This window comes from Parasphingorhabdus sp. (genome assembly GCF_048269865.1).
Classification (GTDB): domain Bacteria; phylum Pseudomonadota; class Alphaproteobacteria; order Sphingomonadales; family Sphingomonadaceae; genus Parasphingorhabdus.
On the sequence record NZ_JBLWUA010000003.1, the window covers coordinates 178,549 to 196,416 of the forward strand.

The 17,868-nt window shown below is 58.6% G+C and carries 18 protein-coding genes; 10 read left to right on the forward strand and 8 right to left on the reverse strand.

Translation table 11 applies throughout. From position 1 onward, the window contains the following. Window positions 1-2: 2 nt before the first annotated feature. The gene (locus ACN0WW_RS05185) at window positions 3-1,883 is read right to left on the reverse strand and encodes an ABC-F family ATP-binding cassette domain-containing protein (protein WP_417610098.1); all 1,881 of its coding nucleotides are present in this window, start codon (window positions 1,881-1,883) and stop codon (window positions 3-5) included. A 128-nt stretch (window positions 1,884-2,011) separates the two neighbouring features. Continuing rightward, window positions 2,012-3,253, reverse strand: a complete 1,242-nt coding sequence (locus ACN0WW_RS05190; RefSeq protein ID WP_417610100.1) for a diguanylate cyclase domain-containing protein — start codon at window positions 3,251-3,253, stop codon at window positions 2,012-2,014. A gap of 335 nt (window positions 3,254-3,588) precedes the next feature. On the opposite strand from ACN0WW_RS05190, the gene ACN0WW_RS05195 reads away from it, so the two are divergent. Beyond that, window positions 3,589-5,214 (forward strand): M20/M25/M40 family metallo-hydrolase, encoded by a 1,626-nt coding sequence (locus tag ACN0WW_RS05195; RefSeq protein WP_417610102.1) that lies wholly within the window; start codon window positions 3,589-3,591, stop codon window positions 5,212-5,214. 15 nt (window positions 5,215-5,229) lie between these two features. Here the strand turns inward: ACN0WW_RS05195 and ACN0WW_RS05200 are convergent, their stop codons facing one another. Then, on the reverse strand, window positions 5,230-5,913 hold the full coding sequence (locus ACN0WW_RS05200) for a spermidine synthase (protein ID WP_417610104.1): 684 nt from the start codon (window positions 5,911-5,913) through the stop codon (window positions 5,230-5,232). Beyond that, window positions 5,910-6,623 carry an SDR family NAD(P)-dependent oxidoreductase gene (locus ACN0WW_RS05205; RefSeq protein ID WP_417610106.1) on the reverse strand — a complete coding sequence of 238 codons (714 nt, stop codon included), beginning with the start codon at window positions 6,621-6,623 and terminating at the stop codon, window positions 5,910-5,912. The genes ACN0WW_RS05200 and ACN0WW_RS05205 overlap by 4 nt, the downstream gene beginning before the upstream one ends. Window positions 6,624-6,823: 200 nt before the next feature. Here ACN0WW_RS05205 and sdhC point away from each other — a divergent pair, with 200 nt between their 5' ends. From sdhC to ACN0WW_RS05225, 4 genes are read left to right on the forward strand one after another with little or no spacing between them, the layout of a single operon-like run. Then, window positions 6,824-7,237, forward strand: coding sequence for a succinate dehydrogenase, cytochrome b556 subunit (gene sdhC / locus ACN0WW_RS05210; protein ID WP_417610108.1), 414 nt, complete (start codon window positions 6,824-6,826; stop codon window positions 7,235-7,237). Between the two features lie 15 nt (window positions 7,238-7,252). Then, window positions 7,253-7,642 (forward strand): succinate dehydrogenase, hydrophobic membrane anchor protein, encoded by a 390-nt coding sequence (gene sdhD / locus ACN0WW_RS05215; protein ID WP_417610110.1) that lies wholly within the window; start codon window positions 7,253-7,255, stop codon window positions 7,640-7,642. Continuing rightward, complete coding sequence (gene sdhA / locus ACN0WW_RS05220) at window positions 7,639-9,459, forward strand: succinate dehydrogenase flavoprotein subunit (protein ID WP_417610112.1); 1,821 nt, start codon at window positions 7,639-7,641, stop codon at window positions 9,457-9,459. The genes sdhD and sdhA overlap by 4 nt, the downstream gene beginning before the upstream one ends. Then, entirely contained in the window at window positions 9,459-9,809 is a 351-nt protein-coding gene (locus ACN0WW_RS05225) for a hypothetical protein (protein WP_417610114.1), read from the forward strand. Before sdhA ends, ACN0WW_RS05225 begins: the two co-directional genes overlap by 1 nt. A gap of 30 nt (window positions 9,810-9,839) precedes the next feature. Here ACN0WW_RS05225 and ACN0WW_RS05230 read toward each other — a convergent pair whose 3' ends face one another. Genes ACN0WW_RS05230 through ACN0WW_RS05240 form a run of 3 tightly spaced genes read right to left on the reverse strand, consistent with a single transcriptional unit; the run spans window position 9,840 to window position 12,044 of the window. Next, window positions 9,840-10,349 (reverse strand): hypothetical protein, encoded by a 510-nt coding sequence (locus ACN0WW_RS05230; protein WP_417610116.1) that lies wholly within the window; start codon window positions 10,347-10,349, stop codon window positions 9,840-9,842. Window positions 10,350-10,381: 32 nt separating this feature from the next. Continuing rightward, entirely contained in the window at window positions 10,382-10,873 is a 492-nt protein-coding gene (locus tag ACN0WW_RS05235; protein WP_417610118.1) for a hypothetical protein, read from the reverse strand. A gap of 22 nt (window positions 10,874-10,895) precedes the next feature. Next, entirely contained in the window at window positions 10,896-12,044 is a 1,149-nt protein-coding gene (locus ACN0WW_RS05240; protein ID WP_417610120.1) for an alpha-hydroxy acid oxidase, read from the reverse strand. 130 nt (window positions 12,045-12,174) lie between these two features. Between ACN0WW_RS05240 and creD the strand changes: the two genes are divergently transcribed. Next, entirely contained in the window at window positions 12,175-13,590 is a 1,416-nt protein-coding gene (gene creD / locus ACN0WW_RS05245) for a cell envelope integrity protein CreD (RefSeq protein WP_417610122.1), read from the forward strand. Window positions 13,591-13,630: 40 nt separating this feature from the next. Here the strand turns inward: creD and ACN0WW_RS05250 are convergent, their stop codons facing one another. After that, window positions 13,631-14,536: a neutral zinc metallopeptidase gene (locus ACN0WW_RS05250; RefSeq protein WP_417610124.1), complete on the reverse strand. Its 906-nt coding sequence runs from the start codon at window positions 14,534-14,536 to the stop codon at window positions 13,631-13,633. Window positions 14,537-14,663: 127 nt separating this feature from the next. On the opposite strand from ACN0WW_RS05250, the gene ACN0WW_RS05255 reads away from it, so the two are divergent. From ACN0WW_RS05255 to ACN0WW_RS05270, 4 genes are all read left to right on the forward strand, one after another. Next, on the forward strand, window positions 14,664-15,449 hold the full coding sequence (locus tag ACN0WW_RS05255; RefSeq protein ID WP_417610126.1) for a 3-hydroxybutyrate dehydrogenase: 786 nt from the start codon (window positions 14,664-14,666) through the stop codon (window positions 15,447-15,449). A 100-nt stretch (window positions 15,450-15,549) separates the two neighbouring features. Continuing rightward, window positions 15,550-16,875 (forward strand): amidohydrolase, encoded by a 1,326-nt coding sequence (locus tag ACN0WW_RS05260; RefSeq protein ID WP_417610498.1) that lies wholly within the window; start codon window positions 15,550-15,552, stop codon window positions 16,873-16,875. Next, window positions 16,876-17,241 (forward strand): hypothetical protein, encoded by a 366-nt coding sequence (locus ACN0WW_RS05265; RefSeq protein WP_417610128.1) that lies wholly within the window; start codon window positions 16,876-16,878, stop codon window positions 17,239-17,241. Between the two features lie 160 nt (window positions 17,242-17,401). Then, entirely contained in the window at window positions 17,402-17,821 is a 420-nt protein-coding gene (locus ACN0WW_RS05270) for a rubrerythrin family protein (protein ID WP_417610130.1), read from the forward strand. Window positions 17,822-17,868: the final 47 nt, after the last annotated feature.

Here is a 17,868-nt window from a genome sequence, read left to right on the forward strand (position 1 = left end):
GATCAGCCATCACTATTATCTTCTTCCAGCTTGTCGGTGGCTTCCATCCAGAGCGCTTCCGCCTTGTCGAGCTTGTCCTGCGTTTCCGCCCGCAGCTTCATCAGATCGGTCATCGTCAGATCGGCGTGCTTCGGTTCAGCCGTGGCCGGATCGAACATCGCGCGGTCGATCGCGGACAATTCCGTGCCAAGCAGCTGCATCTGCTTGTCGGCGGAGCTGATGCTCTTGCGCAATTCAGCCTGCTGCTTGCGCCGCTCGGCCGCCTGACGCCGCTCTTCCTTGCGATTGCCTCCGCTGGCTTTGCCCGATGATGTGCTGGGCTGATTCCTGCCCAGGACAAAATCGGTATAGTCTTTCAGCGTCCCGGAAAATTCTTCCGCCTTGCCGCTATCGACCATCACCAGCCGGTCGGCGGTGAGCTCCAGCATATGGCGGTCATGGCTGACCAATATGACGGCCCCGCTATATTCGTTGAGCGCATGGACCAGAGCCTCGCGCGCATCGACATCGAGGTGGTTGGTTGGCTCATCGAGGATCAGCAGATGCGGCGCATCGCGTGTGATCATCGCCAGCGCCAACCGCGCGCGCTCGCCACCGGACAGCTTGCCGACCTTGATCGTCGCCTTGTCGCCGGAAAAGCCGAAACGACCGAGTTGCGCGCGCACCGCGCCGGGGGCAGCGCCTTTCATCAGGCGAGTCATATGTTCCAGCGGCGTATCCGCCGTGTCCAGTTCCTCGACCTGATATTGGGTGAAATAGCCTACGGTCAGCTTGCCCGATTTGTTGATCGAGCCTTTTTTTGGCTCCAGCTGGCTGGCGAGCAGCCGGGCGAGGGTGGTCTTGCCGTTGCCGTTGCGTCCGAGCAGCGCCGTTCGATCATCAGGGTCGAGCCGCATATTCAGCCCGGACAGCACAATATTGTCACCATAGCCGACGGCGGCATCATCCAGTGTGATCAGGGGCGGCTTGAGCTCTGCCGGGCTGGGGAAGTGGAAGCTGAGGGAAGGATCGTCGATCGCTTCGGCAATCGGTTCCATCCGTGACAGCGCCTTGACGCGGCTCTGCGCCTGCTTCGCGCTATGCGCTTTGGCCCCCCAGCGGGAGACGAAGGATTCCAGCTTTTCGCGCTGGGCGATCTGTTTCTCCCGGGCGGACGCCTGCTGCGCCTGGCGCTCGGCCCGCTGTTTCTCGAACGCGTCATAGCCGCCGGGGTAGAGCGTGGTCTTCCCGTGCTGCAGATGCAGGATATGGTCGACGACATTGTTGAGCAGATCGCGTTCGTGGCTGATCACCAATATCGTCGCCTGATAGCTGGTCAGGAAATTCTCGAGCCATAAGGTCGCTTCGAGATCGAGATGGTTTGACGGTTCGTCGAGCAGCAGGACTTCCGGTTGCGAAAACAGCAGCGCGGCCAGGGCAACGCGCATCCGCCAGCCGCCGGAGAAACTGTCCATCGGCTGCTGCTGGGCGGCTTCGTCAAAGCCGAGCCCGATCAGGATCTTTGCTGCTCTAGCCGGTGCGCTGTGGGCATCGATCATGTTCAGCCGTTCGTGAATTTCGCCAATGCGATGCGGATCGGTTGCGGTTTCCGCCTCTTCCAACAATTCCGCGCGCTCGACATCCGCTGCCAGCACCGTGTCGAGCGGGCTGTCCTGACCCGCCGGCGCTTCCTGGGCGATGTAGCCAAGCCGTGCGTCCTTTGGCATGTCGACGCTGCCGTCGTCCGGTTCCAGCAGGCCTGCGATCACCTTCATCAGGGTCGACTTGCCGGCACCATTGCGACCAATCATGCCAACCCGCGCGCCGGGTGGCAGCGCTGCGGTCGCGCCGTCAAGGATCACAGTGCCGCCGAGGCGAACGTTTATGTTGCTAAAATTGAGCATCGGCTGCCGTTAGCGGAGCTTCCGCGCTTTGGCTATCAATACTATCGTCGGGATTCCTGTTGAGGGGCCTGTCACCGCGAGCAAACAACCTGCGTGGCCGTCTGGCGCAGCGATTGATAGTGCCGTGATCAGGCGGTGATGGTCGACCCACCTTGTTTAATCGGTCGCAATAAGCGGGTCCGGTTTCGTCCGTCGGATTTCGCCTTGTACATCGCCTTGTCCGCGCGCTGGATGGCGGTGTTGAGCGGCTCACTTTCAAGCCAATAGGTGACCCCGAAAGAACCCGACAATTTCAGGTCTTCAGGCCACTCGGCGTTCCGATAGTTTTCCAGGCTGCAGCGGATGTTTTCGGCGATCCGCACAACATTGTCGGTTGCGCAATTGGCTAGGGCAATGATGAATTCCTCGCCGCCCCAGCGGGCGATCGCTTGACCGCTGTCTGCTGATGTTTCCAGATCACGCAATTGAAACTGCATCAGGCGGGCCGTTGTCTTCAGGACATCGTCACCCAGGCCATGGCCGTGGCGGTCGTTGATCTGCTTGAAATGATCGAGATCGACCATGATGATCGCCATATTGCTGGCCTGCGTTCGAGTTCGGAGTTCTTCTGTCACCCGCTCGAAATCCCGCCGGTTCAGCAAGCCGGTCAGACTGTCGTGCGCCGACAGATATTCCGATATGCTGAGCGCTTCGGAGAGCTTCTCGTTCAGAACGACATTTTCCATCTCTGTTTGCAGGGCGCTTTGTGCCCGTTTTCCCATGGCATGAGAGAGGTAGTAGATGGTTGGTGGAAACAAAATGATGGCAAAAACCACGCGAGAGCCAAAGTGATCATAATAATAAAGACCCGTGGAAATTGCCGTCGTTGCAAAGCCGGCCAGCAGTGCCCTTATCAGCTGCGGGGCGTCTGCGGCGACAACGGCCGCCAGAGCGACGGTGACAATAAGCGTGATCGATATGACGGTCTTTGCCCCATCCGTATCCCCTGTTTCTGCAATGGGTCCGATCATCAGTCCCCAGATGGCACCACTCAGGAATTCGAAAAATAGCCATAATCGGATCGCGCGCGATTCTGCCCGCTCGGAAATCTCGTTGTCAGCCAGTTTGTCCGTGACCCGGAGCGCCGTGTAGGAGGTCATCACGATCATCAGAATTTGGAGGCTGACCAGAGCCAGCATATCGTTTCGGTCCACGAGCGCCAGGGAGGCATAGCCGATCAGGAACAGCGGGATAAGGGTCGGCAGACGGTTCACCACCGGGTTTCCCAGGGCCCGTTTCAGCATCTCGCGTTTAACCAAGGGTGTCGGAATGGATACCGATTCCAGTGTCCTCGCTGCGCTGAACACAGAAGATGATACTGGCAGTTCCATATGAGATCTTTTCCACTGGCTAAAACTGGTTTGCGGCATCGTAGTTGTAACGGGTTAAATTACGGCTAACTACGGTCTTAGGGCCTGCCCTGATGGGCCGCGTGCGGGTGCAGCATTTGCGGCGTGCAGATCGGGGTGCAGCTCTGGTATCCATGGGCGACGAAAAAGGAGCTGGTTCACGACTGACCACGCGCGCGTCCAGTCGCCGAAAAAATCTGCGCAAAACTTGATGTGCAATTGGCGGCTCGAGACGTTAGTAAAGGACCGAATATTGATTTTGCAGGAGTATTGCTTTGTTTTCAGGTCGCGCCACTCTCTTATTTTCCGCAGCTCTCATGGTTTATGCAGCGCCGGTCCACGCACAATCGTCCGATCAGCCGGTCGATATCAGTGCCGACCTGATCACCCAGACGGTCAAAACGATGACTCTTGACCAGTTTGAAGGGCGCGCGCCGGGGACTGCCGGTGAAGACCGGACCATCGGCTATCTTATCGGGCGCTTTGAGGCGCTGGGTCTCGAGCCGGGCGGCGTTGATGGCAGCTGGACGCAGCCGGTGCCGCTATTGCACACCGCTCTGGGAAAACCGGAAACGCTTTCGATCACCGGCAAGACCGGCACCATGGCGCTGAAGGCAGGCAAGGATATTTATGTATCGACGTTACAGCCCAAGGACCAGGCGGTTGTCGACAATGCTGAAATGGTTTTCGTCGGCTATGGCGTGACCGCGCCGGAACGCGGCTGGGATGATTACAAGGACGTCGATCTGAAGGGCAAGGTTGCGGTCTTTCTGGTGAACGATCCTGATTTTGCAGCCGCTGCCGATGAACCCGTGGCTGACACATTTGGCGGGCGGGCGATGACCTATTACGGGCGCTGGACCTACAAGTTTGAGGAAGCCTCGCGGCGCGGTGCGGTGGCTGCGCTGATCGTTCACGAAACCGAAGCGGCGGGCTATGGCTGGAGCGTCGTGGAAAGCCCGCAGGGTGAAAATTATGGCATAGCCGGCGATAGTACGAGCCTGGCGCTGCAGGGCTGGATCAGCGGAGGCACGGCGGAGAAGCTGTTCGATGACGCCGGGCTGGACCTCGCCAAATTGCGGGTGGCGGCGCGGAAGAATGATTTCCAGCCAGTGCCGCTGGGCGCACGCTTCAATGCCGACTATCCGGTGAAGCAGGAAGTTGTGCAGAGCCAGAATGTGTTCGGCAAGATTCCTGGCAAGTCACGCCCCGACGAGACGATTATCTATGGCGCGCATTGGGATGCCTATGGGGAAGGGCCACCGGACAAGGATGGCAATATCTATCGCGCAGGGGCCAATGATGATGCGCTGGGTCTCGGCGGAATCATGGAGATCGCCCGCAAGTTCAAATCGATGCCGCAGCCCGACCGGACGATCGTCATTGCTGCCTGGAGCGCAGAAGAGCGCGGATTGCTCGGTTCGGAGGTTTATGCGCAGAATCCGATCTATCCGCTGGAAAAGACCGTTGCCAATCTGACGATTGATGTTCTGCAGACCGCCGGCAAGGCAAAAGACGTTATATTGATCGGCAAGGGGCAGGGGACGCTGGAGGATGATCTGGCGAAATATGCCAGGGAGCAGGGACGCGTGGTGACGGAGGAAAGTCTTCCGGAGCGCGGCCTGTTTTTCCGCGCCGACCATTTCTCGCTCGCCAAGCGCGGCGTGCCGGTGCTGCTGATGATGGGCCTGGCCGGCGCGTCCGATCTGGTGGAGGGCGGCAGGGCTGCGGGCCAGAAATGGATCGATGACTATACCGGCAATTGCTATCACGCCGCCTGCGATGCCTGGTCTCCGGACTGGAATCTCGATGGCGCGCTGCAGGACATCAATGTAATGTTCGATATCGGGGAAAGCCTCGCCTATTCCGACCGCTGGCCGGAATGGAAAGCGGGATCGGAATTCAAGGACATCCGCGATGCGAGTGCCGAGGCGCGGGAGTAATAGCCGCAGCCGGCGTCAACTTGGCTTGCGGGCCAGCCAGATCGTGTGTTTAGCGCCTTTGCCATTGCTGCGCGCGGCGACGGTTTTGACGTCAACCGCGAAGCCGGCCTTATGCAGTCGGGATGTAAATCGCGAATCGCCTTCGCTCGACCAGACGGCCAGAATGCCGTTTGAGCGGAGCGCTGTCTTCGCCGCAGACAGGCCGGCCATGCTGTATAGCCGGTCGTTCGCTTCGTGGGTGAGGCCGTCCGGCCCGTTGTCGACATCGAGCAATATCGCATCATAGTCTCGGTCGGCCTGACCGATGATATCGCATACGTCACCCAGCGTAGCCGTGACCCGGCTATCATTCAGGCCATTTTGGGTCAGCTCAGCCATCGGGCCGCGCGCCCACTGGATGATCGCCGGAATCAGTTCCGCTACTTCCACATGGGCCTGGGGCGGCAGAACCGCGAGAGCGGCGCGCAGGGTAAATCCCATGCCATAGCCGCCGATCAGCAGCCGCGGGTTTTTGGCCTGCAGGCCAGCGCAAGTGAGGGTGGCCAGCGCTTCTTCCGACCCGCTGAGCCGGCTGTTCATAAGTTCGATGCGGCCCAGCATGATCGAATATTCGTCTGCGCCCTTTAGTTCACGCCGGAACAGGCGGAGTTCACCGCCGCCGGGGATGGTGGCGGTGTCCAGCAGTTCTCGAGCGATCATCTAACGAAGCTGGCACCATTGGCGTCGAGCACTGCGCCGGTCATGCTTTCCGGTGCATCGAGCGCGCAATAGCGAGCCATCGAGGCAATTTCCTCCGGTTGTGCCACCCGGCCGAGCGGAATGTCGGCGAGCAATTTGTCGCCGCCGCGGCTGGTCAGATAATCCTCTGCCATGCCGGTCATGGTGAAACCCGGACAGATGGCGAAGGCGAGGATCTGCTGATGGGCATAGGCTCTGGCGATCGACTTGGTCATCGCGACCATACCGCCCTTGGATGCGGCATAATGCCAGTGGTCGGGACCATCGCCGCGATAGGCGGCACGGCTGGCGATATTGACAATCCGCCCCGGCTTGCCGCGTTGCTGAAAATGCAGCACCGCGAGGCGGCATAATTCTGCAGAGGCCGTCAGGTTGATCGTCATGGTGCGGTTCCAGCTTTCCAGCCAGTCGTCGGCTCCGATCGGGTTGGGCTGAAATAGGCCGGCATTGTTGATCAATATGTCAATCCGCCCGTCGAGCTGATCCAGCGCTGCGTTCCAAAGGGTGTCTGCCGCGCCATCTTGCGTGAAATCTGCAGCGATCAACCCGTCGGCACCGCTTGTGCTTTGCCCGACCCGTTTGACATTGTCCTGATCCAGCGATTCGAGAATGGCCTTGCCAATGCCGCGACTGGCTCCGGTGACCAAAATATGTTTTTTCCTGTTGCTCATGCTCTATGGATTAGAGCGACGGAGCGCGCGCGTCCATCGATGATGCAGATTTTGTGATCTGGAAGGCCGACCAGGGGGTTGGCACTAATAAAATAGTGTTTTCCGCTCCATCAGGTTTGCATGAGACGCGCTTTTCGCTAAGGGGATGGTTCGTTTCAAAGACTCCGGCACGTCCCGGATATATTGCTCAGGGGAAGACCATGGCCGGCGCATCAGGCTCAGCATCGAACAGACCGCTTTCACCGCATTTGCAGATCTATAAATGGGGACCGCATATGCTGGTTTCCATTTTGCACCGGGCGACCGGTGATGGCATGGCCCTTGTCGGCGTGCCGCTGCTCGTGTGGTGGCTTTATGCCATTTCTGCCGGACCGGAAAGCTACGCCTATTTCCAGAGCTGGTTCGATTTTCTCTATCTCGGCTATATTGTCCTGGTCGGCATGAGCTTTTCGTTTTTTGAACATATGTATTCGGGGCTGCGCCATTTTGTGCTTGATGCCGGCGCGGGCTATGAATTGCAGACCAATAAAATGTGGGCGGTTGCCGTGCCTCTGGCGGCGATCCTTACCACCGGCGCGATGTGGCTCTACATCGTTTCCAAAAACATTCTTTAGATTAGGAATCGGAACATGGGTTCAGGAACCAATATTGGCCGGGTACGCGGCCTTGGATCAGCGCACGAAGGCGCGCATCACTGGATAGTCCAGCGGGTTACCGCAGTCAGCAATCTGTTTCTGGTGCTTTGGCTGGTATTCTCGCTGATCCGGCTGCCGAATCTCAGCCATGAACTGATGGTTGAATGGCTGTCGTCGCCGCTCGTCGCGGTGCCGATGATCCTGATGCTGATCAGCATTTTCTGGCATTTGCGGCTTGGCTTGCAAGTCCTGATCGAGGATTATGTCGAGGATCATGGCGTCAAATTCGGCCTGATTGTCCTGCTTAACTTTTTCGCCATTGGCGGCGCGTCGCTGGGTATTTTCTCGGTCGCGAAAATAGCGTTTACCGGAGTGGTCGCATGAATAGTACAACATCCACCCAAGCTGCTTACAAGATTATCGATCACACCTATGATACGGTTGTTGTCGGTGCTGGGGGCTCAGGCCTGCGCGCCACCATGGGCTCGGCCGAATCGGGCCTGAAAACAGCCTGCATCACCAAGGTTTTTCCGACTCGTTCGCATACGGTCGCAGCGCAGGGCGGTATCGCGGCTTCGCTGGGCAATAATACGCCGGATCACTGGTCTTGGCATATGTATGACACGGTCAAAGGTTCCGACTGGCTCGGCGACCAGGACGCGATTGAATATCTCGTCCGCGAAGCCCCCCAGGCGGTCTACGAGCTGGAACATGCCGGCGTGCCTTTCTCGCGCAACGATGACGGTACAATTTACCAGCGGCCATTCGGCGGCCACATGCAGAATATGGGCGAGGGGCCTCCGGTCCAGCGCACCTGCGCCGCTGCTGACCGCACCGGCCATGCCATGTTGCACGCGCTCTATCAGCAGAGCCTGAAATATGACGCGGACTTCTTTATCGAATATTTCGCTATCGACCTGATTATGGAAGACGGCGAATGCCGCGGCGTGATCGCGCTGTGTCTCGAAGACGGTTCGATCCACCGCTTCCGCAGCCATGCGGTTGTGCTGGCGACTGGCGGTGCCGGACGCTGCTATTTCAGCGCAACTTCGGCCCATACCTGCACCGGTGACGGCGGCGGCATGGTGCTGCGCGCTGGCCTGCCCCTTCAGGACATGGAGTTCGTCCAGTTCCACCCGACCGGCATTTACGGCGCAGGCGTGCTGATTACCGAAGGCGCACGCGGCGAAGGCGGCTATCTGACCAACAGTGAAGGCGAGCGGTTCATGGAACGCTATGCGCCGAGCGCCAAGGATCTGGCCAGCCGCGACGTGGTGTCGCGCTGCATGGCCACCGAAATCCGCGAAGGCCGCGGTGTCGGACCGGAGAAGGACCATATCTATCTTCACCTCGACCATATCGCACCCGAAGTGCTGGCCGAACGGCTGCCCGGAATCACCGAAACCGGCAAGATTTTCGCCGGTGTCGATCTGACCCGGGAAGCGCTTCCGGTTGTGCCGACGGTTCACTATAATATGGGCGGCATTCCCTGTAACTATCATGGCGAAGTGATCAATCCGACAAACGGCGATCCGGACGCGATTGTTCCCGGACTTTACGCGGTCGGCGAGGCGGCTTGCGTTTCCGTCCACGGTGCCAACCGTCTGGGTTCGAACTCACTGATCGATCTCGTGGTCTTTGGCCGTGCAACCGGTCTGCGCCTGAAAGAAAAGCTGGTTCCGAACGCCTCGCACAAGCCGCTTCCGGCGGATTCCGCTGACATGGCACTCGAACGTCTGGACCATTTCCGCAACGCCAACGGATCGATCCCGACCGCGGCGCTGCGCATGGAAATGCAGAAAACCATGCAGGCCCACGCCGCTGTGTTCCGCGACAACAAGCTGCTGGAAGAAGGCGTCGCTGAGATGGAAAAAGTCAACGCGAAGCTGGCTGATGTCGGTGTGACCGACCGCTCGCTGATCTGGAACACCGATCTGATCGAGACGCTGGAGCTCGACAATCTGATGAGCCAGGCGATGGTCACGATCAAAAGTGCAGCCAACCGCAAGGAAAGTCGCGGTGCGCACATGCACGAAGATTATGAAGACCGGAATGACAAGGAATGGATGAAGCACACCACCTCGACCTTCGAAGGCTGGGGCGGCAAAGGCGGGAAGGTCGTTATCGATTATCGCCCGGTCCATGACTACACGCTCACCGACGAAGCGGAATATGTGAAGCCGAAGAAGCGGGTATACTGATGGCGATCCCTCCAGTGGTGATCGGGACGCTCTCGACCATTGCAGGGAACCCAAAGGTACAGCAGGCGGCGGGCCGTCTCGCCAGTGACGTCTATGGACGGGTCATGGGCCGGTCCAAAGCCGCGCCGGAACTCGAAGATATGTCGGGCCGGCTTGATGACCGCGCCCGCCTGCAGCAAATGCAGGAGCAGCTAGATAGGATGCCGACTCAGGAAGAGCTTGCGGAATCGTTCGGTTTTTTACAGGCCGAGCTGGATCGCCGATTGCAGCTGCAGAATCGCCTGATCATCGCATTTGGTGGGATTGCCCTGGTGCTGCTGTCGGCCTTGCTGTTCGTCTCTGTCGGCTGAGCGTGTGCCAGCCCGCCACCAAGTAGATCACTATAGCGACGCTCTTGTCGTACAGCCCCGGCTGAACGCGACGCCCTTGAGAAAACTCCGCCGCGCGAAGCCGGCTGAAAGCGCCGCCTGGTAGCGCTGCTCGGCCGCATTGGCGCCGGTTACTTCCCGGACGACGCCGCGAAACGGAATGAAGCTGCCCAACATGCCGCCCGCAACACGGCTGACGCTGCGTTCGCGTTTTTCGGCGCGGGACAGTTCTGCCCCTTCGTTGACGTCTGGTCCGAGGATCGAACGAAGGCTGATTATCTCGCTGGTCAAAGCGCGGCAACCGTCGATGCCGGTCAGATCATAAGGCGCTTTTTGAATCTCCAGCAAACGCGCGGGAATCTCGTCCTGTTTCAGATTGATGTCTTTGGCGGGCTGGACCAGCGCGTCTCCGACGTGATTGATCATCGGCTGATCGCCATCTGGTGTCTTGGCCTGCAGCGGCTGCAAGCCCAGCGAGAGAGACATCAAACTCAGGACAGCCACATAACGGGTTGCGACCATGATATTTCTTCCTTGTTGCCCCCAAGGTTGATCTAGGGTCGAGCGGGTGCCTTGCATCCTTTCTGCAGGCCCACGCCTTTCAGGAAACCGCGCCGGACAGTTCCGGCATAGACGGCCTCGTTGTAGCGCCGCCGCTCGGCATTGGCACCGGTGACCTCACCGATAATACCCCCAAAGGGGATGATAGAGCCAATCGCGCTGCCTGCGACACGAGCCGCGGTCCGCTCCCGTTTCTTGACCCGGCTCTTGTCGACTTGCTCGTTGACATCTGGCCCGAGCACTTCGTTCAGTTCCCGCACCTCGGCAATGATCGCGGCGCATCGGCGCAAACCGCTGAGCGAATAGGGAGCGTCCTGTATGTCTTTCAGCTTCTGGGGAACTTCCTTGCCATCAAATGGCTCGGTTACCTTGTTGCCTGCGGATTCCAGTGTTGAGTCTTCTTGCGCACCCGGCTGTGCCAGTGCTGCGGTGCCGACCATGCCAGCGAACATCAATATGCCGCCAAATTTCATCATTTTCATCATTTCAATCCCCTGAACACGCTGCTTATCGAAAGCGAAGATTGTCGCGGTTCAATTGGTCAACTGCCGTGACGCCCATTAGTTTCATATCGCGTTCTATTTCTGCCTGCAGCAAGGACAGGATTCGCTCAACCCCGGCCTGTCCGGCGGCGGCGAGCGCATATAGATAGAGGCGTCCCCCGGAGCAGGCCTTGGCACCGACGCTGAGCGCCTTGAGAACATGACTGCCGCGGGTGATACCGCCATCGCAGATTACGTCGAGCTTGTCGCCGACGGCATCGCAAATCTCGGCCAACTGGTCGAACGGTGCGCGGCTGCCATCGAGCTGCCGTCCGCCGTGGTTTGAGACCATGATGGCGGTCGCGCCGATATCGACCGCGCGCTGGGCGTCGGCGACCGACATAATGCCCTTCAGGCAGAATTCTCCGCCCCAGTCCTTGCGGATGTCTTCGGCCATTTTCCAGTCGAGCGATTGGTCGAGCATATTGGTGAAATAGTCAGCAACGGAATTGGGGACGCTGGTGCCTTCCGAGACATGATCCTTGAGATTGGACAGCTCGAACTTCTCGCGGAACATATAGTTGAGGCCCCAGGCCGGTTTCGCGGCATAGCTCCAGAAACTGGTCGGCGTGATCCGTGGCGGACTGGTAAAGCCGGAACGCAGGCAACGCTCGCGATTGCCGCCGACAATGGTGTCGACGGTCAGCGTCAACGCATCAAATTTGGCGGCCTTGCACCGCTCGACCATCGACCGGTTCAGATCCTTGTCCTTGTGAACATAGAGCTGAAACATTTTCGGCGTGCTGATGCTTTCGCCAATCTCTTCAATGCTCACCGTAGCCAGTGAGGAAATACCGAAGAAGGTTCCGAATTTTTCAGCGGCGCGAGCAACCGCCCGCTCGCCCTGCCAGTGGAACAGGCGCTGGAGGGCGGTGGGTGAAAGGAACAGCGGCATCGCCAGCTTCTGCCCCATCACCGTTGTACTCATGTCGATATTGTCGACGCCGGCGAGGACATTGGGCACCAGATCGCACCGCTCATAGGCCGCCGTATTGCGTCGTCTCGTCACTTCATCATCGGCAGCGCCATCGATATAGTCAAAGATCGGAAAAGGCAGCCGTTTTCGGGCGAGTGCGCGGAAGTCATTCACATTGTGGCAATCCGAGATATTCATAAAGGCCTTTCGATTCGGCGCACGTGTGCCTCTGTTCGTCCTAGCTCCATTTGGTGAGCAGCGGCGACTCTAGACGATCACGCGCGTCTCGCAAGCCACCATTATGGTGGTAAATTGAGAGGGAGAAATCATGTCAGAAATCGATCAGGCCGAACCGCAAACATCGAAACCGGAGCGGTCACCGGGCGCGAAATTCCTGATGGTGTTACTGATGGGTTTTCTGATCACGATACCTCTGTTCACCGTCTGGTTGCTGAACTACGACCGGCAGAGCCAGAGCGAAACCGCCCAGCAATCGATCGTATCGGGCTGGGGCGGACAACAGGTGTTTGCCGGGCCGAAAATCGTGCTGCCATATCAGGCCAGGATAACCGAATCGCTGGAGGAGAATGGCAAAACCGTGACCCGGACGAACATCGTCACGCGCGAGTTGCTGGTTGCTCCAGAGCTGGTGACACTGGATAGCGAGCTCAACACCGAGACCAAGCAGCGCGCGATCTATGAGGTCGTCGTCTATGATACCGCCATGTCCGGCACGGCCGTTTTCAAGCTGCCCGACGATCTGGACCGCTATGGCGTGAGCCGTGACCAGATCGACTTTGGCCGCGCCGAATTGCGTTTTGGTCTGTCCGATGCCCGCGGTCTGGCTGGCGACAACAAGGTCACCGTCAACGGTGAGGTTCTGAAACTGCAGCCGGGCAAAGGGCTGGCAGAGTCTGGCAACAGCGGGTTCTTCGCCTTTGTCGATGCGAGTTCACTGGAGACTGGCACGATCGAGGCGCAATTTGCGGTGCGCTTCAAGGGCAACCGCAGCGTCACCATCGCGCCGCATGCAGGGCAGACCGAATGGACGGTTCGGTCAAAATGGCCGCATCCCAGCTTTACCGGCAGTTTCCTGCCGGAAAACCGCAAGATTGACGCGGATGGATTCCAAGCCAAATATGTGATCACCAATCTCGCCTTGGGCACGTCTCTGATCGCTACAGAGTCCGGCCAGGAAGTCCGGCCGATGCGGGTGAGGGATATGCCGCGCTATGAACCGGCTTTGGCCAATGGCGGTTCGGCAAGCGCTACCGTCGATCTGATCCAGCCCGTCGACCTTTATGGACAGGTCGACCGCGCCACCAAATATGGTTTCCTGATCATCGGATTCACCTTTGTCGCGTTGCTGCTGTTCGACCTGATCGGCGGCGTCAGGATATCGTCGGTGCAATATATATTGGTTGGGGCTGCGCTCGTCCTGTTCTTCGTGCTGCTGCTGGCCTTTGCCGAGATCATTGGTTTTGCGCTTGCCTATATCGTGGCCTCGGCGGCAACCATCGGCCTGATCACGGCCTATTCGGCGTCGGTGCTGCACAGCTGGCGGCGGGCGTCGCTGATCGGTGGATTGCTGGCAGGGCTTTACGGCGCCATCTATATCCTGCTCAGCCTTGAAGCCTATTCGCTGTTGATCGGATCGCTGCTGATCTTTGCGGCTCTGGCCGGAGTGATGTTCGTTACCCGGCGTCTGGACTGGTCAACCAGTCTCAACCGCACCAAGGCGTAGACGGTCGACGGGTTCCGGCGCGATGCCGGAACCCGGTTCGCTAGACTGCGCCTCTGGCAAATGTGTCACATGCTGCCGGATCGCCGGTCTGCAGACCCTTGCGCAGCCAGGCCATGCGCTGCTCGGAGCTGCCGTGGGTGAACATGCTCTCGACGGGTCGCTGGCCCGCTCCGCGCATCAATGTGTCATCGCCGATCGCATGGGCGGCGTTGAGGCCTTCCTCGACATCGCCGGGTTCCATGCGGTCCGCATTTTGCGCTGCCCAGACACCCGCGTAGCAATCGGCCTGCAACTCCATCCGCACTTGCAGCGCATTGCCTTCGGCCTTGCTCGCCCGGCTTTGGGCCTGACGGACCTGATCTGCGACGCCGGTCAGATTCTGGATATGGTGGCCGACTTCATGGGCGATCACATAGGCCTGAGCGAAATCGCCTTTGGCGCCCAACCGGCTCGCCATCTCGTTGAAAAAACTGGTGTCGAGATAGACGCCCTGATCTGCGGGGCAATAGAAGGGGCCCATCGCCGCTTGCGCCGCACCGCAGCCGGATTGCCCGGACTGTTCGTAAAAGGTGAGGGTGGTCGGGCGATAGCGCTGGCCCTGTTGCTCAAATAGCTTCGCCCAGGTCTGTTCGGTTGAAGCGAGCACCTGACAGGCGAATCGCTCTGCTTCGGTATCACAGGCGACGTTTGCCCCGGAGTTCTGCGACTGGAATCCGCCGGCGCCGGTGTTGTCGGACAATTGCAGACCGCCGCCACTGAAATACATGAAGGCCAGCGCTGCGCCGCCAATCAACAGGATCGTGCCGCAGCCCAGTTTCCGGCCCAGTAACATGGGAAGAAAGCTGAGCAGCATGCCCAGGCCTCCGCCACCACCGCCAAGTCCACGCCCGCCGCCGCGGCCCTGATCACGAACATTCTTGCTCGGGTCTAAATCATCCAAACGCATGCACTATCTCCTCACTGGTTTACAAATCGCCTGATTTTGCAAAAAGCGCAAGCGCCGCTGATTTCTTTTACAAAAGCATTGCAGTTGCACTCGACAGTTTTACAGTCGCCGCAAAGGAGAATAAGGCATGTTTTTAAAGGGTAAGACCGCTCTCATCACCGGATCGACATCGGGCATCGGCGGCGGTTATGCGAAAGCACTGGCAGCCGAAGGAGCGGCCGTGATGATCAACGGCTTTGGCGACGAGGCAGAGATTGAATCGCTGCGCCAGGAACTGGAATCGCTGAGCGGGGCAAAGGCCGCCTATAGCAATGCCGATATGACCAAACCGGACCAGATCCGGCAAATGTGCAGCGACTGCGCCGATCAGTTGGGTACTGTTGATATCCTGATCAACAATGCCGGCATCCAGTTTGTCTCGCCGGTCGATGAATTTCCCGAGGACAAGTGGAACGCGGTCATGGATATCATCATGAACAGCGCCTTCCATACCACCAAGGCGGTGGTGCCGGGGATGAAGGAAAAGGGCTGGGGCCGGATCATCAACACCGGTTCGATGCACAGCAAGGTCGCTAGCCCCTATAAATCCGCCTATAATGCGGCAAAGCACGCGATCGACGGTTTTGGCAAGACAGTGGCTCTGGAAGTCGCAACGCACGGTATTACGGTCAATACCATTTCCCCCGGCTATACTTGGACGCCGCTGGTCGAGGGGCAGATTCCCAACACCATGGAAGTGCGCGGCCTGACAAGGGAGCAGGTTATCAACGACGTGCTGCTGGCACCGCAGCCGACCAAGGAATTTGTCCAGATTGACCAGATTGCGGCTCTGGCGGTTTTTCTGTGCAAGGATGAAGCGCGGGCGATCACTGGGGCCAATATCTCGATAGACGGTGGCTGGACAGCGCAGTGATGCGCCTGCATCGGCGCGCGATCGATGCGAAATAGAATTTAGAACTGACAAGTGCCCCCGATGCGCTTAGTCAGGGGGCGACAAGCAAGATATGGGAATGATGATGCGGAAATTTGGTAAATTGGCTTTGTTTGCAGCGGCTTCGATGCTGGCGGTTTCTCCGGCGCAGGCGGACGCACTGAACGACGCGATTGCAGCCGACATGCCGTCGCTGATGGATTTATATCGCGATCTCCACGCCAATCCTGAACTGAGCGGTGAGGAAGTCCGCACGGCGGCCAAACTGGCGGCCGAAGCGCGGCGTCTTGGCTTTACCGTGACCGAAAATGTTGGCGGCACCGGTGTGGTCGCAGTGATGGAAAATGGCGACGGCCCGACCGTCCTGCTGCGCGCCGATATGGATGGTTTGCCAGTGGAGGAAAAAACCGGCCTTCCGTTCGCATCGAAGGTGAAGGCAAAAACCCGTGAGGGCAACGAGACCTATGTGATGCACGCTTGCGGTCATGATACGCATATGACCGGATGGGTCGCCACCGCCCGCCAGCTCGCCGCGCGCAAGGATGAATGGGCCGGCACGCTGGTGATGATCCTACAACCCGCGGAGGAAACCGGCGAGGGCGCTTTGGCGATGCTCGAGGACGGGCTATATACGCGGTTTCCGAAACCGGATTACGCGCTTGCCTTTCATGATGCTGCCGGCGCGCCGGCAGGCTATATCGGCTATGCGCCCGGCTATGCTCTGGCCAATGTCGACAGCGTCGATATTCGTGTGAAGGGCGTTGGCGGTCATGGTGCCTATCCGCACACCACCAAGGATCCGATCGTGCTGGCCAGCCGGATTGTCGGCGCGCTGCAGACCCTGGTGAGCCGGGAATTGGACCCGCAGGACCCGGCGGTGGTTACGGTTGGAAGCTTCCAGGCTGGCTCCAAGCATAATATCATCTCGGACGAGGCGCTGTTGCTGCTGACCGTGCGCAGCTATGGCGACGAAACACGTGCCAAGTTGCTCGAAGGGATCGAGCGGATTGCGCGTGGCGAGGCGATTACCGCTGGCATGCCGGAGGACCGGATGCCGGTCGTGACCCTGCGCAAAGCGGAATTCACGCCGGCCACCTACAACAGCCCGGAATTTTCGATGGAGATGGCCAAGCTGTTTGAAACCCGGTTCGGAAAGGATCGGGTCTTGCAGTCGAAGCCGGTCATGGGCGGCGAGGATTTTAGCCGCTACCGGCGTGCCGACGAAAATATCAAAAGCATGATCTTCTGGGTCGGCGGTGTGCCGATGGCGGAATATCAGGAATCTCTGAAAACCGACAAAAAACTGCCATCACTGCACAGCGCTTTCTGGGCGCCAGAAGCCGAAAAAGTGATCATGACAGGTGCTGAGGCGCTGACTGCGGCAACCTTGCAGATCATGAAGAAATAAATGGGCTGGCGCGGCCTGCTGCTGGCATCGCTGGCCGCGCCCCAAACGGCGGCGGCCGGACCGCCCATGCCGGATGCCGACCCCTCCTATTTTGAGGGTCGCTGGGCGACGCTTGAGGAAAGCTGTGCCGCGCGAACCAACTGGACGATGATCGGTGGCGGAACCTTTGTTTCTGAAGACCTGCAGGGGACCTGGGCCTGGGAATCTGGTAAGTTGATATTGCGGCTTGATGATCTGGCGATTGACGAGGAAACGGGAGAAGCGGGCGGGCGATTTCGGATGGATGGCCCGGTCGAGATCGTGAATCAGGACAGATTTGATTTCACGATTGCGCCCGATGTTTACCGGTTAAAACGATGCAACTGACATAATCGTTATTGCGAATAAATCGCAACACATTAATCGATTATTCCGATCATCGATCATCAAAAAATTCAATGGAGTGCGCGCGCACGCGGGCTTACTGTCTGGCTAATCCGATTCTTGATATCGGTAGACAGTTTATTCATGCCAATAGGAGAAAATCATGGGACTTGCGGGAAGCAAAACAGAACAGAATTTGAAAGACGCCTTTGCCGGAGAAAGCCAGGCCAACCGTCGCTATCTCTATTTCGCCCAGAAAGCGGACATCGAAGGCTATAACGATGTTGCAGCCGTTTTCCGGTCGACCGCAGAAGGCGAAACGGGCCATGCACATGGTCATCTCGAGTTTCTCGAAGAAGTCGGTGATCCGGCAACCGGTGAGCCGATCGGTTCGACGTCCGACAATCTGAAATCGGCAATTGCTGGCGAAACCCACGAATATACCGATATGTATCCAGGAATGGCGAAATCGGCCCGCGAAGAGGGTTTTGATGAAATCGCTGACTGGTTTGAAACGCTGGCAAAGGCTGAAAAAAGCCATGCGGGCAAATTCCAGAAAACCCTGGAGTCGATGGACGCCTGATCCGTCCCTCTTTTGATTAAGCCGTCGCCGCACTCGTCCTTCCGACG